The sequence below is a fragment of the Exiguobacterium sp. s75 genome (assembly GCF_018617145.1).
In the GTDB taxonomy this organism is placed as follows: domain Bacteria; phylum Bacillota; class Bacilli; order Exiguobacteriales; family Exiguobacteriaceae; genus Exiguobacterium; species Exiguobacterium profundum.
Map to the genome: position 1 here is coordinate 128488 of NZ_JACSJQ010000003.1, position 16616 is coordinate 145103.

Sequence of the window (16616 nt, forward strand, 5' to 3'; positions counted from 1 at the left end):
ACATGAAAACGGCTACAAAAATGGCTGTATCAGTCGATTTGTCGAAACTGTTCTATTCATATAATGATTGATTCTAAGCGATTTATGGCGAAATGGGCAGAATAGTTTATTTTGAAAAGGGTACTGTGTATAATTGAAATCGCGTAAAGACACAAGTCAACGGCAAAACCATTAGCAGTCATGCTGTAAATTGAGAAAAGGGGTTCATTCGTTATGAAATTATTTGAAACGTTGAAGCAAAAAGTTAGCCCGGTTCGTCCGACCATCGTCTTCCCGGAAGGTATCGATGATCGTGTTCTTGGAGCCGCTGTTCGATTGAAAGCAGACGGTATGGTAGAACCGATCGTCGTCGGTGCGAAAGCAGATCTCGAAGCGGTTGCGGCGAAACACGGTTTCGACATCTCAGGTTTGACACAATATGACCCAGCGACATACGAAGACATCGACGTTCTCGTCGAATCATTCGTCGAGCGTCGTAAAGGAAAAGCAACGGCTGAACAAGCGCGCGAACTCCTTACGTCAGACGTGAACTACTTCGGAACAATGCTCGTTCACACAGGCAAAGCAGAAGGTCTTGTCTCAGGCGCGATGCACGCGACGGCTGATACGGTACGTCCGGCACTACAAATCATCAAAATGCAACCAGGCATCAAAAAGACGTCAGGTGTGTTCATCATGGTACGTGACGACGAGCAATATGTTTTCTCGGACTGTGCAATCAACATTGCACCAGACGCAGCGGACTTAGCAGAGAACGCGTTCTTGTCGGCAGCGACAGCGAAGACGTTCGGCATCGACCCACAAGTCGCACTTCTTAGCTTCTCGACGAAAGGTTCTGCGAAGTCACCTGAAACAGAGAAGGTTGTGGAAGCGACACGCCTTGCGAAAGAAAAATCACCGAACCTTCCAATCGACGGAGAACTTCAATTCGATGCGGCATTCGTCCCTAGTGTAGCGGCGAAGAAAGCACCGGGTTCTGACGTTGCTGGTAAGGCGAACGTATTCGTCTTCCCAAGTCTTGAAGCAGGGAACATTGGCTACAAGATGGTTCAACGTTTCGGTGGATTCGAAGCGATCGGTCCAATCCTTCAAGGTCTCAACAAACCAGTGAACGACTTATCACGCGGTTGTAACGAAGAGGACGTCTACAAATTGACGCTCATCACAGCAGCACAAGCAATCGACGAGCGCAACGAAGCGTAAGTCCGGAGCATCCTTCTTAGAGAAGGGTGCTTTTTTTGATGGTCCGTTATAAACTATTCAAGAAAGGAGTGTTGAAATGGACGAACTAGATGAGAGCGTTTTGTTACCTGAAGGACATCGTTACGCCATGTTTGGCGGTGGGGATGACTACCCAATTAAGACGTATTATGAAGGCGTATTTGAAACGGTCTTCATCGCGTTTCATCCATTCCTTGCTCCAATAGATCACTCCGCCGCGGTGGAATGTTATGCCGCTCTGGACAAAAACGAGGTCGAACAGCAATTTCGGGCCGTTACATGGGAAGAGATGAGGCGAAGACTAGGTTTTCGTGACGTGAGCAGTATCGACCATGCGCTCCGAACGATGATTAGGGCGCTAAAACCACATGCCGAAGATCGAGCAGGGGCGAATCGAATCATCGAATATTGCGAACGTGAGAATGTGCTCCCACCAGGTGAAGGGGAACTATCGGATCTACAAAAGAATCAAGTGTTGCGTGTACTTTTGGAAATGGGAGAAGGCTGGATCTGGACCGGAGACGAATTCTGTACGGAACGGCATCTCATCCATCTCAGTGAGACGCTAGCCGCTGATACGTGGGGCATGCAACATCGGACGTTTTTCGGTTATCAACACGAATGGCTCATCGTCCCACCTTGGGATAGCCATTTCACGTTGTTTTGTGGCAATCGCGCGTTGATCGAACAGGTCGTCGAACGATGCGAGCTCGAAGGGTTCTATTGTGATGCTGAGACGACCATCAACTGGAGTTTGTCGGAGCATAAGCTGAGGTAAACTAAAAGAGAAATCCATGATTGAAAGGGGAACTATGTATGCAAAGTATTCATGCGACAGAATTAAGAGAAAAATTAGAGAACGGGGAGTCTCTCCATATCATCGATGTGCGCGAACAAGATGAATATGAGGCAGGGCATATCCCGAACGTACCACTCTATCCATTATCGGAATTCCCACAAGTGACAGAAAAGTTGGCACAAGACAATGTCTATCACGTCATCTGTCGTTCAGGTGGACGGAGTCAGACGGCGTGTGATTACTTAGAGTCGCAAGGCTACAAAGTCGTCAATGTCGACGGCGGAATGCTCGCTTGGGACGGCGACATCGAGGCGTGATGCTAGAGAATCCTTGGGTCGTTGTACCCCTTCTTATCGCGCTCTACCTCACGGTCTATGCGGTGATGAAGCGATTTGACTGGGAGAAGTGGCGACTCGTCTGGGCAGTGTGGGTGATGCTCATCATCATCCTATTGACGATTGAACTCGTGACAAGTCTATAAAAAATGCGGAACCTTCTTTAACAGAGGTTCCGCATTTTTTATGCGTCTTGACGCTTATCGAATGTGATCGATGCGATGGCATCGTGTTGGTGAATCGACTCTTCGTTACGGCATTCGACGAAGAAGTTCACGACTTGTTTCATCTCGTACAAGTCAGCCGCAATCAAGCGGACCATGTCCTCGACGAAACGTGGATTTTCGTATGCGATTTCAGTCGCACGTTTCTCATCCGGACGCTTGAGGACCGGGTGGAGTGGTGCTGAGGCGTTCGACTCCGCTGCATCGAGAAGGGCGGCACGCCAGTCGAATCCGTCCATTGACGTTTCATCAAGACCTGCTTCGATCGTGATGTATCCACGTTGGTTATGGGCACTGTATTCACTGATTTCTTTTGAACATGGGCAAAGCGTCGTGACGTTGATGACGAGACCGACTGTCACGTTTGCGACGCCCGTTTCAAGGTTGTACGTCACACGGTGCATGACATCGGCGTTCATCAAACCGCTAAGACCTGTCGCAGGTGCTTTACGCGTGAAGAACCACGGGTAACGGATTGTCAATTGACCTTCCGTTTGTTCCATCCGCTCGGCAAGCTCCTGTGCGAATTCGATTAACGAGCGGTTCGATACTGTCCATCCTTGTTGATGGTACGCGTCTAGCTGCTCTGTCAAACGAGACATGTTGATCCCTTTACGGTCTTGTACGAGCGATGTCGTCAATTCGAATGTAGCGACCGTTGACTGAATCCCATCTGGCGTCTCGATGTTCACAGGATGCTTCACGTTTGAGATGCCGACACTGTCGAGGGCAAATAAGAAGTTTTTCGGTGTATTTTGTAAATCGACCATTTGTTCTTTCTCGGTCGGCTTTGTTCCTTTAATCGGTGGGACCGACCCGAACAATTTATGTCGTTCTGCTTTAGTAGGTAAAGCGACATGGCTTGTAGACATAATCGGATTCTCCTTTTTTCGAGCGGTTTAAAGCACCACTCGTTCTTGTTAGGATTTTATCACGAAATGATGGCTGAACGGGTATGATTTTGCTCTCATAACATGTTTTCAATATGCAATCGCAAAAAAATCTTTCAGATATTGAAGAAAGAGGATTGATTTACTTTGTGAACGGGAATAAAATGGTCCTGTGAACTTAAAAAATAGATCACTATTAAATATGAAGGAATTGAAAGAAAAAAGGAGATGTTTTTATGGATTGGCAGTTAGTCCTGCAGTATGCCTGGATCGTCGTCGTACTCGTCGGTTTGGAAGGCTTGTTATCTGCAGACAACGCGCTCGTCTTGGCCGTCATGGTCAAGCACTTGCCGCGCACAGAGCAGAAGAAGGCATTGTTCTACGGACTCTTAGGAGCGTTCGTATTCCGATTTATCGCATTGTTCTTAATCTCGTTCTTGATCAACGTATGGCAAGTACAGGCACTCGGTGCGCTCTACTTAATCGGGATGAGTGCGCGACACCTGTATATGACCTATAAGGCGAGAAAGATGGAGCCGAAACAGGAGTTGGCGGCTGAAGCCAAGGAAGAAACGGCTGTCACAGAAAAACCGGTATCGAAGAAAGAGTTTTGGCTCACTGTTGCGAAAGTTGAGTTTGCGGACATCGCCTTTGCGGTCGACTCAATCTTAGCAGCGGTCGCGCTTGCGGTCAGCTTGCCACCACTCGGTCTCGGTGAGATTGGTGGGATTGACTCGGGTCAGTTCTTCGTTGTCTTGACGGGTGGCCTCATCGGGGTCGTCTTGATGCGATTTGCGGCTCGTATTTTCGTGAAGTTGCTCCATCAACGCCCATCTCTTGAAACGGCTGCTTTCATCATCGTCGGTTGGGTCGGGGTCAAATTGACGGTGCTCGTACTTGAACACCCAGGATTCAAAGAATTGATTGCCGGGACACCGTTCGCATTCATGGGACTCCCAGACGGGTTCGTCCACTCGACAGCTTGGACGATTTTCTTCTGGTCAGTCATGGTCGGGATTGCGACATGGGGCTGGTTCTCATCGAAACCGACGGCGGTTAAACATTAAAAAATGGTCTCTCGTTTTTAAGCGAGAGACCTTTTCTTATGCCTGCACATTTTCTTTTTCGTAAATCGGCACCCAGCCCTCAGTCGTCACGAAAATACGAACGGCGACGACTTGACGGTCTTCTTGTAATGTGAAGTAATGACGTGTGTTGACCGGCACGGAGATGAGATCACCTGGATTGAGTTCGATATTGAAGTATCCGCGTTCTGCATCGTCAATCGCAAAGATGCCGTGACCACTGACGATGAAACGAACCTCGTCATCTGTATGATGATGCTCTTTTTGGAAGTTGACGAGCAGTTCATCTAAATTCGGTGTCGCATCGGATAGCGAGATGACGTCAGCCGTCTTGTAGCCACGTCGTGCTGATACATCTTGAATCTCGTCACGGAACGTCGCCAAGATAGTTTCTTTGTCTTCGTCTGTCAGTTGGTAATTTTCCTGAAGAGAAGCCGGTAACTTTGCGATGTCCCATGCTTCGTAAAGGATGTCTCGTGATTCTAAAAAGGCACGTACCTCTTGTTGGTCGCTGACGCGTTCTTCTGTTTGTTGGAAATAAATCGTTGCCATGTTGAATTCCTCCTTATGAATGGACGCCTAAGGCGCGTAATTTTAATGAATAGCTGAACAAAAATTCATATGCTTCTAAATAACGTTTTGCCGCAGCTGGCGTCTCGCCCCAAACGGTGATTCCGTGGTTCCGAATGAGGACGGCACCTGCATCGCTTGTGACATGTGGGGCAAATGCACGGGCGAGCGTCGGAATATCCGCATGGTTTTCGATGATCGGGATTTGGACGCTTGCCGTTTCCTCCCAATAGCCGAGTGCCTTGATGATTTCTTGACCCGCGAACGTGACATGTCCGTTCGCCGCGTAAAGCTCTGAGATGACGTTATTGTCAACCGTGTGCACGTGAAGGGAACAGGTTGCGTTCGTCTTGTTAAAGATTTCGACGTGTAGCAACGTCTCCGCGGACGGTTTGCCTGTTTGCTCTCCAATCAATTGACCGGTCGCATCGACGAGAACGAAGTCTTCATCCGTACGCTTTCGTTTATCACGACCACTTGCTGTCACGAGGAACGTCAACGGGTCGTCCGATACGCGGATCGCCAAGTTGCCACTCGTCCCAGGAAACCAATCTCGTGCGGCAAGCTCGTCTTTAATGTCAGCAAGTTCTACCCATCGTTCTTTTACGGTCATACGTTCACTCCTTTCATGTGAGCTGAAATGTCATAGAATGTCTCGAACGGAACATAGTGGAGTCCTTCCGCCTCGCATAGCGAAATCAGTTGACCGCGCGCATACACGACGTCGGCACGTTTGGCGATTTCAAAATCGGTGACGGAGTCCCCGATGACAATCAACGTGTCGGTAGGTGAGACAATCTGTCGGGCAATCGTCGGTTTGCAACATCCGCAATCGTTCGAACAATGGGCATCGCATGAATGAGGCCATGTGACGCGTGCCGTCTCTCCAGAGAAATCAACATGATTGCAGAAGATGTGTTCCGGTGCGACGTAACCTTCTAAAATCGGATGGACGAAAAAGTCCATGCCCCCACTGACGACATCAAATCGAAAGCCGCATGACTGTGTCTCCTGTAAAAACTCGATAAACCCTGGTCGAAACGTTATGGTCGACTGAAGAAATTCACGGTACTTCAATTCCTGTTCACTCGGGAGCAAGCTGAACATATGACCGACACCTTCGCGAATGGAGAGCGTTTGGTTCAACACACCATCTTTGAGTTCGACCCATTCAGGTGGGGCGAACCGTCGCATCAATGCGATGATGTTATCTTCTTCCGTGATGGTTCCGTCGAAATCACAGATGACGTGCGTACTCATCGCGCACCCCACGCATCTAATGCAGTCGATAAGGCATCAGTCTCGCTCGTCTTACCGATTGCCTGATCGATCGCTTGGCGGAACGCCCTCGCTCCGGTAGCCGCACCGTCTGGGTGTCCGTGAATCCCGCCGCCGGCATTGATGACGACATCCGTTCCGAAGTCACGAATCAAATCCGGGACGAGTCCTGGGTGAATCCCGGCAGAGGGGACCGCCAGAATCGGTTTCGTCCAATGGGGTTCCGTCGCGTACGTTTGAATCTGTTGTGTTTCGTCTTTCGGTGTCGACAGTGAACCGTATGGCGAAGGGAAGAGCGTCAAGTCCGCCCCGGCGAGTCGAATCAGTTTCCCGAAGAGTAGGGAATGACGAATCGATCCGGTCAACGCTCCGGCAAAAGCGGGATGTGCCAAAATCGGGACATGAATCTCAGGATCTTTGGCGAGCTCTCGCAATGCGTCGAGCCCATACGTATATACGTTGAATAAGAGTGCGGTCGCGCCTGCCTCAATCAATCGCTTCGCCTGGTCGCGTAAGGTGAAAACGGGTCCGCTCAACGTGACGGCGTATAGAACGGAGCGACCGGTCGTTTCTTTATGCTCCCGGATGACCGATGCCCCGATCCGTGCCCGTTCGAGCGACGGGGTGAGCGGATTGTCATATAGAATTTCATCGTCTTTGACGAGGTCGATGCCGCCTGCGAACTGGTCCCGGAGTTGTGTCGCCAAAAAATCAAGGTCTCGTCCGATGACGCCTTTGAAGATGCTCATGGCGAGCGGTCGGTCGTGTACTCGAAGGATGTCGCGGACCCCTTCGACTCCGAATGCGGCACCCGGAAAGTCCGGTTCGAGCTCCTCTGGAAGCAAGAGGTCGACGAGTTTGACGTTTGGGTCGAGCGACAGTTTTCCGAATGTCGTCGTCAGAATGGACGAAAAGTCCGGTGTCACGTTATGTAGCGGGTAGCGAATCGAGAAGCGACTTGTCGTTTCTTGTTGGGACGTGGCGATGACCTCACCTCGGAACGCTTGCAGTTGATATTGTTCGAGATGGTTCAACTCGGTCCATGTCCCGACGGTCAGCTCATGTGCGATTTTCTCAGCTACACGCTCGACGTGATCGGTATGTTTGATTTCATAAGTAGCGATGATTCCCATAAGTTCCTCCTTTCAGGTCAAACAAAAAATGACCTCATGCCAAGGCAAGAGGTCATTCAAAAAAACAATGAACTCTTATCTCTCAGCGTTAGCTGCAAGAATTAGCACCGTGCCATTTCTGGTCGGTTGCTGCGACATCATCGGGCTTGTCCCTCCGTCTGCTCTTGATAAGAATAGTTGTGAAGTTGTGAAATTTAATTGAATTTTTACATAGAATCGCTCACTCGTCAATTCCTTTTTTTGAGAAAAAAAGTTTAAAAATAATGTTTCTATATATGCGTGTCGAAAATAAGTGGGCGACTGAAAATAGAGGATTGACAACTAGCATGCCTAGTCCGTAATATTCGTCTCAACACGTCAAACACAATTACATCATTTACTCTTATCGCGAGTTGGCAGAGGGAATTGGCCCTAAGACGCCGCAGCAACCGACCATTTGGCACGGTGCTACATCCACCAGACACATGTCTGAAAGATGAGAGGAACAACCAATTTGGGTGTGCCTCTTTCTCGCGGAGAAAGGGGCTTTTTTCATGCATAGAGTTAAGAAAGGGGAAAACCATCATGGCTTATGAGGCGTTTACAGAACAGAGTGTCGTCGAACACGTTCGACAATTGGGGTTACTAGAAGAGGGGATTGCAGAATGTGAGGAAATTGGGGATGGCAATTTAAATCTCGTCTTTCGCATTCATCAAGGAGAAACGTCATTAATCGTGAAACAGGCGTTGCCGTACGCAAAAGTCGTGGGGGAGAGCTGGCCGCTCACGCTTGACCGGTCGTGGATTGAACAACTGGCACTCCGTGAATTTTCTAAGGTCGTTCCTCAGTTCGTACCGGATGTACTCGGTAGCGACCGTGAACTCGCCTATACGATTTTAGAAGATTTATCATCGTTCGAAATCGTTCGGACGGGCTTCCTAAAAGGAGAGAGCTATCCGAATTTGGCGCGTCACGTCGGTACATTCCTCGGGGAAACGTTGTTTGCGACGTCTGACTACGCGAACGGACCGCTCGTGAAGAAACAAATCGAAAAAGAGTATTACAATCCAGAGCTATGCGATATCACGGAGAAACTGATCTTCACCGACCCGTATCGCGACGCAGAATCGAATCAAATCGAGCCAGTCCTTCGTCCGGATGTGGAGCAACTCTGGTCAGACCTCGCTTTGAAAATTGAAGTGACCAAATTGAAGGTTGGGTTCGTGACGAAGCACGAAGCGCTACTGCACGGGGATTTACATACAGGAAGCATTTTTGCGACCCGTCAAGAAACAAAAATCATCGATCCCGAATTTGCGTTTTACGGTCCGTTCGGCTTTGACATTGGTCAAATCATTGCTCATCTGGTGTTCTCAACGTATGCGCATCCGTTGAAACGATTCGAACGCTTCACAGAAGTACTCACCGTCTGGGAGACGTTCGAAAAAACGTTCCGTACCCGCTTTACACAGGCCGCAGAGCCGTTCAACACAGTAGGATTCGTGGACGAACTGTTGCCATCCATTTTGAGTGACGCCATCGGCTACGCAGGCTGCGAATTGATTCGGCGGACTGTCGGTCTGGCTGGAGTCGCCGACTTAGAGACATTACCAGACGACCTTCGCATCGAACGGAAACGCCACGCCTTAGAGCTCGGTACGCGTCTCATCAAACAGCGCCATCAAATTCAATCCATCGATCAATTGATTCCAGTCTTGTCGGAGGTGCGCGTATGAGTGTGCAAAGTATTCATTTCGATGCCGACACGGAAGTGTTGACGATTTTAGATCAGACGCTGTTGCCGCAAGAAGAGCGCTATGTCGAAGTGTTGACGCTTGAACAGGCCGAGCAGGTAATCAAGTCGCTTCAAGTTCGCGGTGCACCGGCCATCGCTTATTTCGGAGCGTTTGTCCTTGCGAAAGAAGCGTCACGTCTGCAAGATAATCCATATTTTCATCTCCAATTGAATCAAGTCGGTCAACGGTTGATTGCGACAAGACCGACCGCGGTCAACCTACAGCATGTCATCGAATCACTCCTTCGATTGAATGTGGGGGAGGACTTTGAGCAGATTGCAAAAGCAATCAAGCAGCGTGCGATTGAAATCTTTGAACAAGACGTGGCTACGTATCGCACGATTGGGGAACATGCGCTCACCGTGTTACCCGCTGGTGGCAACGTATTGACGATTTGTAACGCCGGTGCCATCGCGACGTCACGATACGGTACCGCGCTCGCGCCGTTCTATGTCGGGAAAGAGCGTGGCATCCCGTTTCGGGTGTTCGCGTCCGAAACGCGACCGCTGCTTCAAGGAGCACGACTGACCGTATGGGAGCTCGACCGGGCAGATATCGATGTCACACTGATTACAGATAACATGGCGGCCTGGACCATCCAGACGAAACAAATCGATGCTATCATCGTCGGGGCGGACCGCATCACCCGTACCGGTCATACGGCCAACAAGATCGGAACACTCCAGCTTGCGATTTTGGCGAAGCATTACGGCATCCCATTCTATGTGGCTGCTCCGCATTCGACATTCGATTTAGAGGTAGATGACACGATTCAAATCGAAGAACGGGACGCGCATGAAGTGACCCATATCGGGGGACATCCGACGGCACTCGTCGGCATCACCGTCTTCAATCCGGCGTTTGATGTGACACCACCCGAACTGATTACCGGTCTAATTACAGAGACAGGTGTGCTCGAACCGACTGAGTCGGTCATTGTAGAACATGTAGGAGGAAACACATATGTCTAAAAAAATCATCTTCTTCCTGTTGACCGTCATCCTGGCACTTGCCGGATGCACGAACGAACAGGCTCAACCGAAAACGACTACGACAACAAGTAAAACGGAAGCGAAAACCGTCAACGTCTCAAATGAGACGCTTCCGAAAAATCTAGAAGTCGCCCTCGTCATGCAGATGTCGATCGGGACGTTCTCTTCGCAGTATATCGAAGGGGTGACCGAGCAAGTCGAAGCGTTCGGTGGCAACGTGAAAGTGTATAACGCCGAAAATGATTTGTCGAAAATGGCGAGTTATGTCGATACGGCGACGACGCAAGGAGTCGATGTGATCTTGATTGACCACGGACGTGCCGATGCCTTGAAAGAGCCTGTTCAACGGGCGCTCGACAAAGGCATCAAAGTTGTCGCATTCGATAACGATTTGACGAATGAAGGCGTGACGGTCATCGACCAAGACGATTATTCACTCGCATGGCGCTCGCTAAAAGCACTCGCGGAAGATTTGGACGGGGAAGGGAACATCGTCACGATTTGGGTCGGTGGATTCACCCCGATGGAACGTCGACATACGATTTATGATGCATTCTTGAAACGCTATCCCGGCATCCAGGAAGTCGCAAAGTTCGGTTCGGCGACGAACAACACGGCGCTCGATACGCAAAGCCAGATGGAGGCGATTTTGAAGAAGTACCCGGAAGGCGAAATTGATGCGGTGTTTGCGATGTGGGATGAGTTCGCCAAAGGGGCGAGCCGTGCCATCAAGCAAGCAGGCCGTGACGAGATTGCCGTTTACGGGATTGACTTGAGTGACGAAGACTTGCAACTCATGCAAGAAGAGGGGAGTCCGTGGAAAGTGACAGCTGCCACAGATCCAGCCGAAATTGGCCGCATTCAAGTCCGATACGCTTATCAAAAAGTGGTCGGGGAAGAGACGCCTTCCATTCATTCGGTCGACCCATATCTAGTGGACCGTGACGTCTTACCGGATGAGCCTGTCACGATGGATGACCTTGGACAGTACGTGCCAGGTTGGGGCGAATCGAATGCGGCATGGTCGGATTGGATGAAGGAGACCGACTGATGATTCGCTTGGAACGAATCACGAAACAGTATGGTGACGTCACGGTGCTCGATCAACTATCCTTCAGTTTAAAGCCGGGAGACATTCATGGGCTTCTCGGTCTGAACGGGGCCGGTAAAAGTACGCTCATCAAACTGCTAAACGGAACGGCTGAACCGACGTCCGGCGAGTTGTCCATTGATGGAAAATCAATCCGCCTCACACCAGCGGAAGCGATTCGTCATGGCATCATCACGGTGTCGCAAGAAGTGGATGATGCGCTCTATTTGGACTTGCCTGTGTATGAGAATGTCCTTCCATGGCAGAAAGTGAAGCGGATTCGTCCGCAACGTTTGAAACAGCGAGCGAAACGTGTGTTGTCCCGAGTCGGTTTAGAGGTCGATCCAACGCGTCCAGCCGGTCACTTCCCGCTCAGCGTGAAACAGCGCCTTCTCATCGCTCGGGCACTCGAGAGCGATGCCAAGTATTTGCTCCTCGACGAACCGACCGCTGCCTTATCGGAAAAGGATGCCGACGCCTTACTGGAATTGTTACAGAAGCTTGCGGCAGAAGGAGTCGGGATTGTATTGGTCACGCATCGTTCAAACGAGCTCACCCGGGTCACGTCGACCTCTACGTTTCTTCGGGACGGACGTGTCGTGTACGATGGACCGTACCAATCGCTCTCTTCAGAAGCGGTGCAGACATTTTTGAGTGGGACAACATTTGATGCGGCGTTAGAAAAGGCGGTGCCGGAAGACACGATTTGTTTGTCCGCGCAGTTGACCCTTCCGGCGTTTCAATCGGAGATTTCGATTGAAGCGTATCGCGGAGAAGTGCTCGGGATTGGAGGATTGACGGGGAGTGGGAAGACGGAACTGATGGAAGCGTTGTTCGGTCTTTCTGGGATTCGTCAATCCATCACAATCGATGGAAAAGAACATGTGATCAAAGAACCGGAAAACGCCGTACGTTTAGGATTTGCACTCGTTCCAGAGGAGAGACGTCGTCATGGATTATTTTTAGACGAGACGATTGAACGGAACGTGATTGCTGTCGCAGGAAAGGCAACTCGCGTTTCGGACGTATTGGCATCGCTTTGCGTCCGTTATGCGAACGTGAAACAACCGGTTCGTGAGCTGAGTGGTGGAAATCAACAGAAGGTCGTCTTTAGCAAATGGTTACTCGAAGACCGAGACATTTATCTGCTCGACGAACCGACAAAAGGAATTGATATCGCAGCGAAACAAGACGTATATGAACGCGTCATTGCACTCGCGAAACAAGGGAAGACCGTATTGTTCACCTCGAGTGAGCGACACGAGCTCGAACGGGTCGCCAATCGAATTCTTTGGCTCGACCGTGGACAACTTGCAGAGAAAGGAGGCGCATGACATGGCACAGTTAGTAGTCAAAGAACGAAAACGAATCAGCGGTCATATCGGTCAGTATGGAACGTTACTCGCAATCCTTAGTTTGATTGCGGTCTTTACCGTGACGAACGATCAATTTCTGACCTACGCAAACTTTAGTGACATCATCAAATCGGTTTCAATCGTTTCGCTACTTGCCCTCGGCGTCACGTTTTCGCTCATCGTCGGAGGATTCGACTTGTCGGTCGGCTCGACGGCGAGTCTTGCGACAATCGGGGCAGCGGCAAGTCTCGTCCTTCATCGACAAGAGCTTCTCGTCGCTCTGCTGATCCCACTTGCACTCGGGATTCTCGTCGGGCTGTTGAACGCGCTCGTCACAATCAAATTCCGATTACCGGATTTACTAGCGACACTCGCCATCATGTACGTCATTAACGGGATTCAGTTGACGTATACGAAAGGATTCTCGATTTATGACAACATGCCGATTGAAGGGGGGACGGCGCCAGGGCGTTTCATCCCGTCATTTCTATTCATCGGTCAAGGGACGATCGGTCCGATTCCGTTCGTCGCCCTGCTCATGCTGGTGTTCTTTATCGGAGCGCATCTATTCTTGACTTATACGCGGACCGGGCGTGAATTTTATTACGTCGGGTCGAACGCCGAAGCGGCCCGTCGTTCCGGGATCGCCGTGAATCGAATCAAGTTGTACGCCTACGTACTCAGCGGATTGTTTGCAGCCATCGGCGGAATCATTCTTGCATCTCGGATTGGTACGGGACAAGTCTCGGCTGGAGCACCCCTTTTGATGGACGCTGTCGCGGCTGCCTACATCGGCTACGCCGTCTTTGGGACAGGGCGCCCGAACGTGATCGGGACATTGATTGGAGCTATTTTGATTGGAATTCTCTTGAACGGACTGACGATGTGGGACGTGCCGTATTATGCGCAAGACATCGTCAAAGGGACGATTTTAATTGGAGCGCTCGGTCTTTCTTATATTCAGAAGAAACAGCGGACATGACAAAACCCCCGGACATCAGTTGTTCGGGGGTTCGCTTTGTTCACGTGTCATTGAAAGAAACGGATACACACCACCATTCGTCTCCTGCATGAACGTGTCTTGTGGGATGAAGCCTAGAGACTCGTATAATCGGATGGCCCGTTTATTAAACGTGGCGACGGCAAGACGCACTGTGCGAGTCCCATATGTCGCCTCAATCCAATTTATGATTGACGTGAGGAATCGATGTCCGTTGCCGCTCCCCGTCAAATCAGGGTGCATGCCGAGACCGATAGAAACAGCGTCTACTGATTCGAATTGCAACGTGACGAAACCGATGAGTTCGTCGTCAAGAATGGCGAACGTTGTATCACCTCGCTCATCTGCATCTAAAAATAAGGCGAGATCTTCTTCGTCAGCATCCATATTGTAAAACGCGTATTCGCCTTCATAGCGCCACTCGAAGGCGATACGTTCGGCTTGCTCTTGGGTGAGTGGTTGAAACGTATGGCTCATAAAAATTCCTCGTCTCTGATCGAATTGGTCATGCTACACTCAAATCGTATCATGAAAATAAGGGGAGGGAACATGATGGCAGTCAAATTGGACATGGTCGGGATCGTCGTGACGGATATGAAGCGGTCGCTCGATTTCTATCGGGCGCTCGGGTTTGAGATTCCAGAAGCGATGAACGGGGAAGCACATGTAGAGATTGATGAAGGAGGCGTGCGTCTCGCGTTCGATACGGTAGAAGTGGCCGAATCGGTATACGGGGAATGGAAACAGGCAGACGGGCATCGAATCGAGCTTGCCTTTTTATGTGACAGTCGTGAGTCATTGAATGCTTTGTATGACTCAATCCTTGAACAAGGTTATGCGTCACACAAAGCACCGTGGGATGCGTTCTGGGGTCAACGTTACGCCATCCTGTACGATGCGGATGGGAATTTGATTAGTCTGTTCGCCTCATAAAAATAATCCCGGGCCATGTGGCTCGGGATTATTTTTTGTCGTGGCACTCTCCCCATGAACAAAGGGCATTCATGGCGGGTTGCAGTCCGAGGGCGTCTTCGGTCAATGAATATTCGACGTGCAGGTGCTTCTCGGTCGAGTAGTCGACACGGCGAACCATGCCGAGCTGCTCGAGCTCGCGCAATTGGTCGGTCAACACTTTTCGGCTGACGTCCGGAATCGCTCGTTGAATATCAGAAAAACGAAGCGGTCCATCTTGAAGCGTGCAGTACACTTGGGGGCGCCATTTGCCGCCGATAATCTCAAGTGCGCGGTTGACGGGGAACGATGTGGTCATGTTCAAGGAACCTCACTTTCGGGTAGTTACTTCAATGTGCGTACTTTTTTTCTTGCTTCAATGACAGTATCTTATCGTTACCCGCTAAATTGAGCAAACAAAAAGGAGTAAATGAAACATGACATATCCAAGAACGTTTTCACACATCGGTCTTTCTGTACCGAGCGTCGCTGAGGCCGTAAAATTTTATGAGGACGTGATGGGGTGGTATACGATTATGACACCATCAGACGTCGTTGAGGATGATTCGCCAATCGGTGTGATGTGTACCGACGTCTTTGGACCGGGCTGGGGCAAATTCCGAATCGCTCATATGTCAACGGGAGACGGAATCGGGATTGAGTTGTTCGAATTCCCGAACAACGAAACACCAGAAGACAACTTCGAGTTTTGGAAGACAGGGATCTTCCACTACTGTGTACAAGACCCTGACATCGAAGGGCTCGTCGAGAAAATTGTCGCTCACGGCGGGAGACAACGGATGCCGATTCGTGAATACTACCCAGGTGAAAAACCGTACCGCATGGTGTACTGCGAAGATCCATTCGGCAACCTCGTTGAAATTTATTCACACTCATACGAACTCACGTATTCGGAAGGAGCTTACTAAACATGAAAGCATGGCTACTCGATCAACCTGGTCTTGATCATCTGCATATTGGAGAAATCGACCGACCGACGCCAGGAGCGGGAGAACTGTTGATTCGTGTCGAAGCGGTCGCCTTGAATCCGGTCGATTATAAAGTCGGATCAAACGGAAACCCGAATTGGTCATATCCACACATTCTCGGTGTCGACCTCGTCGGAGAAGTCGTTGAGGTCGGTTCGAGTATCGCCAACATCATTACGGGTTCGCGTGTGGCTGTTCATACGGATCTATCGAAATATGGGGGATTCGCCGAGTATACGGTCGTCGATGCCCGGGCGTGTGCGGTCGTTCCGCAAGGTGTAAGCGATGAGGCGGCGGCTTCTATCCTGTGTGCGGGGATGACAGCATATGAAGCGGTCATGCAGAAGCTGAACACGCGAGATAAGGAGACGATTCTCATACACGCAGGAGCGGGCGGTGTCGGTGGATTTGCGATTCAGCTCGCAAAACGGCTCGGTCTGAAGGTATTCACGACGGCATCTCCTGAGAACGTTGAGTGGGTAGAATCACTCGGGGCGGACGTGGTGATTGATTATAACGTTGAGGACGTGACGGCACGGATCATGGAAGAAACAGATGGACGTGGTGTCGACCTGATTTTGAATACAGTCGGACGAGACGTTGCGACAGCAGACCTAGATCGTCTCGCATTCAGCGGACACCTCGCCTACATCGCCGGGCCACCAGACATGACGAACATGAAAGGCTTCACGTTATCTCCTTCGATTCACGAAGTGGCACTCGGGGCGGCGCATGCGAGCGAGGACGAACATGCGATTCGCAACTTGGCGTATATGGCCGAAGAGATGATGAACTTGCTCGATGCAGGTGAACTGAACGATCTCGTCACAGAAGTGTTGTCGTTCGACCAATTGAAAGAAGGTCTCGAAAAACTACAAACGCGAAAAGTGCGCGGTAAACTCATCGTCCGCATTCGCGACTGAAGAGA

20 protein-coding genes and 2 riboswitches are annotated in these 16616 nt (G+C 50.3%); of the genes, 13 read left to right on the plus strand and 7 right to left on the minus strand.

All coding sequences use genetic code 11. From position 1 onward, the window contains the following. The first annotated feature begins 213 nt into the window (after positions 1-213). The 4 genes from pta to KNO68_RS11810 all read left to right on the plus strand — a co-directional run bounded on the left by pta (position 214) and on the right by KNO68_RS11810 (position 2501). A complete protein-coding gene (pta, locus tag KNO68_RS11795) occupies positions 214-1203 on the plus strand; it encodes a phosphate acetyltransferase (protein WP_215112535.1) in 990 nt (329 codons plus the stop codon). Between the two features lie 76 nt (positions 1204-1279). Further along, positions 1280-1999, plus strand: a complete 720-nt coding sequence (locus KNO68_RS11800) for a DUF2711 family protein (RefSeq protein ID WP_215112536.1) — start codon at positions 1280-1282, stop codon at positions 1997-1999. 38 nt (positions 2000-2037) lie between these two features. Then, positions 2038-2337: a rhodanese-like domain-containing protein gene (locus KNO68_RS11805; RefSeq protein ID WP_041917952.1), complete on the plus strand. Its 300-nt coding sequence runs from the start codon at positions 2038-2040 to the stop codon at positions 2335-2337. Continuing rightward, entirely contained in the window at positions 2337-2501 is a 165-nt protein-coding gene (locus KNO68_RS11810) for a hypothetical protein (RefSeq protein ID WP_012727488.1), read from the plus strand. The genes KNO68_RS11805 and KNO68_RS11810 overlap by 1 nt, the downstream gene beginning before the upstream one ends. 38 nt (positions 2502-2539) lie before the next feature. On the opposite strand, the gene folE2 is transcribed toward KNO68_RS11810, so the two are convergent. Next, entirely contained in the window at positions 2540-3451 is a 912-nt protein-coding gene (folE2, locus tag KNO68_RS11815) for a GTP cyclohydrolase FolE2 (protein WP_031422071.1), read from the minus strand. A 254-nt stretch (positions 3452-3705) separates the two neighbouring features. Between folE2 and KNO68_RS11820 the strand changes: the two genes are divergently transcribed. After that, entirely contained in the window at positions 3706-4536 is an 831-nt protein-coding gene (locus KNO68_RS11820; RefSeq protein ID WP_214774178.1) for a TerC family protein, read from the plus strand. 36 nt (positions 4537-4572) lie between these two features. On the opposite strand, the gene KNO68_RS11825 is transcribed toward KNO68_RS11820, so the two are convergent. The 4 genes from KNO68_RS11825 to KNO68_RS11840 are packed head-to-tail and all read right to left on the minus strand — an operon-like array spanning position 4573 to position 7535. Continuing rightward, positions 4573-5106 (minus strand): 1,2-dihydroxy-3-keto-5-methylthiopentene dioxygenase, encoded by a 534-nt coding sequence (locus tag KNO68_RS11825; RefSeq protein WP_078147748.1) that lies wholly within the window; start codon positions 5104-5106, stop codon positions 4573-4575. A gap of 13 nt (positions 5107-5119) precedes the next feature. Continuing rightward, a complete protein-coding gene (locus KNO68_RS11830) occupies positions 5120-5737 on the minus strand; it encodes a methylthioribulose 1-phosphate dehydratase (RefSeq protein ID WP_215112537.1) in 618 nt (205 codons plus the stop codon). Beyond that, on the minus strand, positions 5734-6384 hold the full coding sequence (locus tag KNO68_RS11835; protein WP_215112538.1) for a 2-hydroxy-3-keto-5-methylthiopentenyl-1-phosphate phosphatase: 651 nt from the start codon (positions 6382-6384) through the stop codon (positions 5734-5736). The genes KNO68_RS11830 and KNO68_RS11835 overlap by 4 nt, the downstream gene beginning before the upstream one ends. Then, positions 6381-7535, minus strand: a complete 1155-nt coding sequence (locus tag KNO68_RS11840; RefSeq protein ID WP_215112539.1) for a 2,3-diketo-5-methylthiopentyl-1-phosphate enolase — start codon at positions 7533-7535, stop codon at positions 6381-6383. Before KNO68_RS11840 ends, KNO68_RS11835 begins: the two co-directional genes overlap by 4 nt. A 72-nt stretch (positions 7536-7607) precedes the next feature. Continuing rightward, positions 7608-7709: riboswitch (SAM riboswitch) on the minus strand. A 205-nt stretch (positions 7710-7914) separates the two neighbouring features. After that, a riboswitch (SAM riboswitch) is annotated at positions 7915-8017 on the plus strand. 82 nt (positions 8018-8099) lie between these two features. Between KNO68_RS11840 and mtnK the strand changes: the two genes are divergently transcribed. From mtnK to KNO68_RS11865, 5 genes are read left to right on the plus strand one after another with little or no spacing between them, the layout of a single operon-like run. After that, complete coding sequence (gene mtnK, locus KNO68_RS11845; RefSeq protein WP_215112540.1) at positions 8100-9251, plus strand: S-methyl-5-thioribose kinase; 1152 nt, start codon at positions 8100-8102, stop codon at positions 9249-9251. Continuing rightward, entirely contained in the window at positions 9248-10282 is a 1035-nt protein-coding gene (mtnA, locus tag KNO68_RS11850) for an S-methyl-5-thioribose-1-phosphate isomerase (RefSeq protein ID WP_215112541.1), read from the plus strand. Before mtnK ends, mtnA begins: the two co-directional genes overlap by 4 nt. Next, complete coding sequence (locus tag KNO68_RS11855) at positions 10275-11354, plus strand: sugar ABC transporter substrate-binding protein (protein ID WP_214730203.1); 1080 nt, start codon at positions 10275-10277, stop codon at positions 11352-11354. The genes mtnA and KNO68_RS11855 overlap by 8 nt, the downstream gene beginning before the upstream one ends. Then, a complete protein-coding gene (locus tag KNO68_RS11860; protein WP_214730204.1) occupies positions 11354-12727 on the plus strand; it encodes a sugar ABC transporter ATP-binding protein in 1374 nt (457 codons plus the stop codon). Before KNO68_RS11855 ends, KNO68_RS11860 begins: the two co-directional genes overlap by 1 nt. Before the next feature lies 1 nt (position 12728). After that, positions 12729-13730: an ABC transporter permease gene (locus KNO68_RS11865; protein ID WP_078147741.1), complete on the plus strand. Its 1002-nt coding sequence runs from the start codon at positions 12729-12731 to the stop codon at positions 13728-13730. A gap of 15 nt (positions 13731-13745) precedes the next feature. Here the strand turns inward: KNO68_RS11865 and KNO68_RS11870 are convergent, their stop codons facing one another. Continuing rightward, complete coding sequence (locus KNO68_RS11870) at positions 13746-14225, minus strand: GNAT family N-acetyltransferase (protein WP_215112543.1); 480 nt, start codon at positions 14223-14225, stop codon at positions 13746-13748. Positions 14226-14300: 75 nt separating this feature from the next. Here KNO68_RS11870 and KNO68_RS11875 point away from each other — a divergent pair, with 75 nt between their 5' ends. Beyond that, entirely contained in the window at positions 14301-14681 is a 381-nt protein-coding gene (locus KNO68_RS11875) for a VOC family protein (protein WP_012727475.1), read from the plus strand. Between the two features lie 28 nt (positions 14682-14709). Here KNO68_RS11875 and KNO68_RS11880 read toward each other — a convergent pair whose 3' ends face one another. Continuing rightward, positions 14710-15018 (minus strand): winged helix-turn-helix transcriptional regulator, encoded by a 309-nt coding sequence (locus KNO68_RS11880; RefSeq protein WP_078147739.1) that lies wholly within the window; start codon positions 15016-15018, stop codon positions 14710-14712. A 118-nt stretch (positions 15019-15136) separates the two neighbouring features. On the opposite strand from KNO68_RS11880, the gene KNO68_RS11885 reads away from it, so the two are divergent. Together KNO68_RS11885 and KNO68_RS11890 are read left to right on the plus strand one after the other, a co-directional pair. Further along, positions 15137-15628, plus strand: coding sequence for a lactoylglutathione lyase family protein (locus KNO68_RS11885; protein WP_074035577.1), 492 nt, complete (start codon positions 15137-15139; stop codon positions 15626-15628). Between the two features lie 2 nt (positions 15629-15630). Next, complete coding sequence (locus KNO68_RS11890) at positions 15631-16611, plus strand: zinc-binding dehydrogenase (protein WP_214810779.1); 981 nt, start codon at positions 15631-15633, stop codon at positions 16609-16611. The last annotated feature ends 5 nt before the right edge of the window (positions 16612-16616 follow it).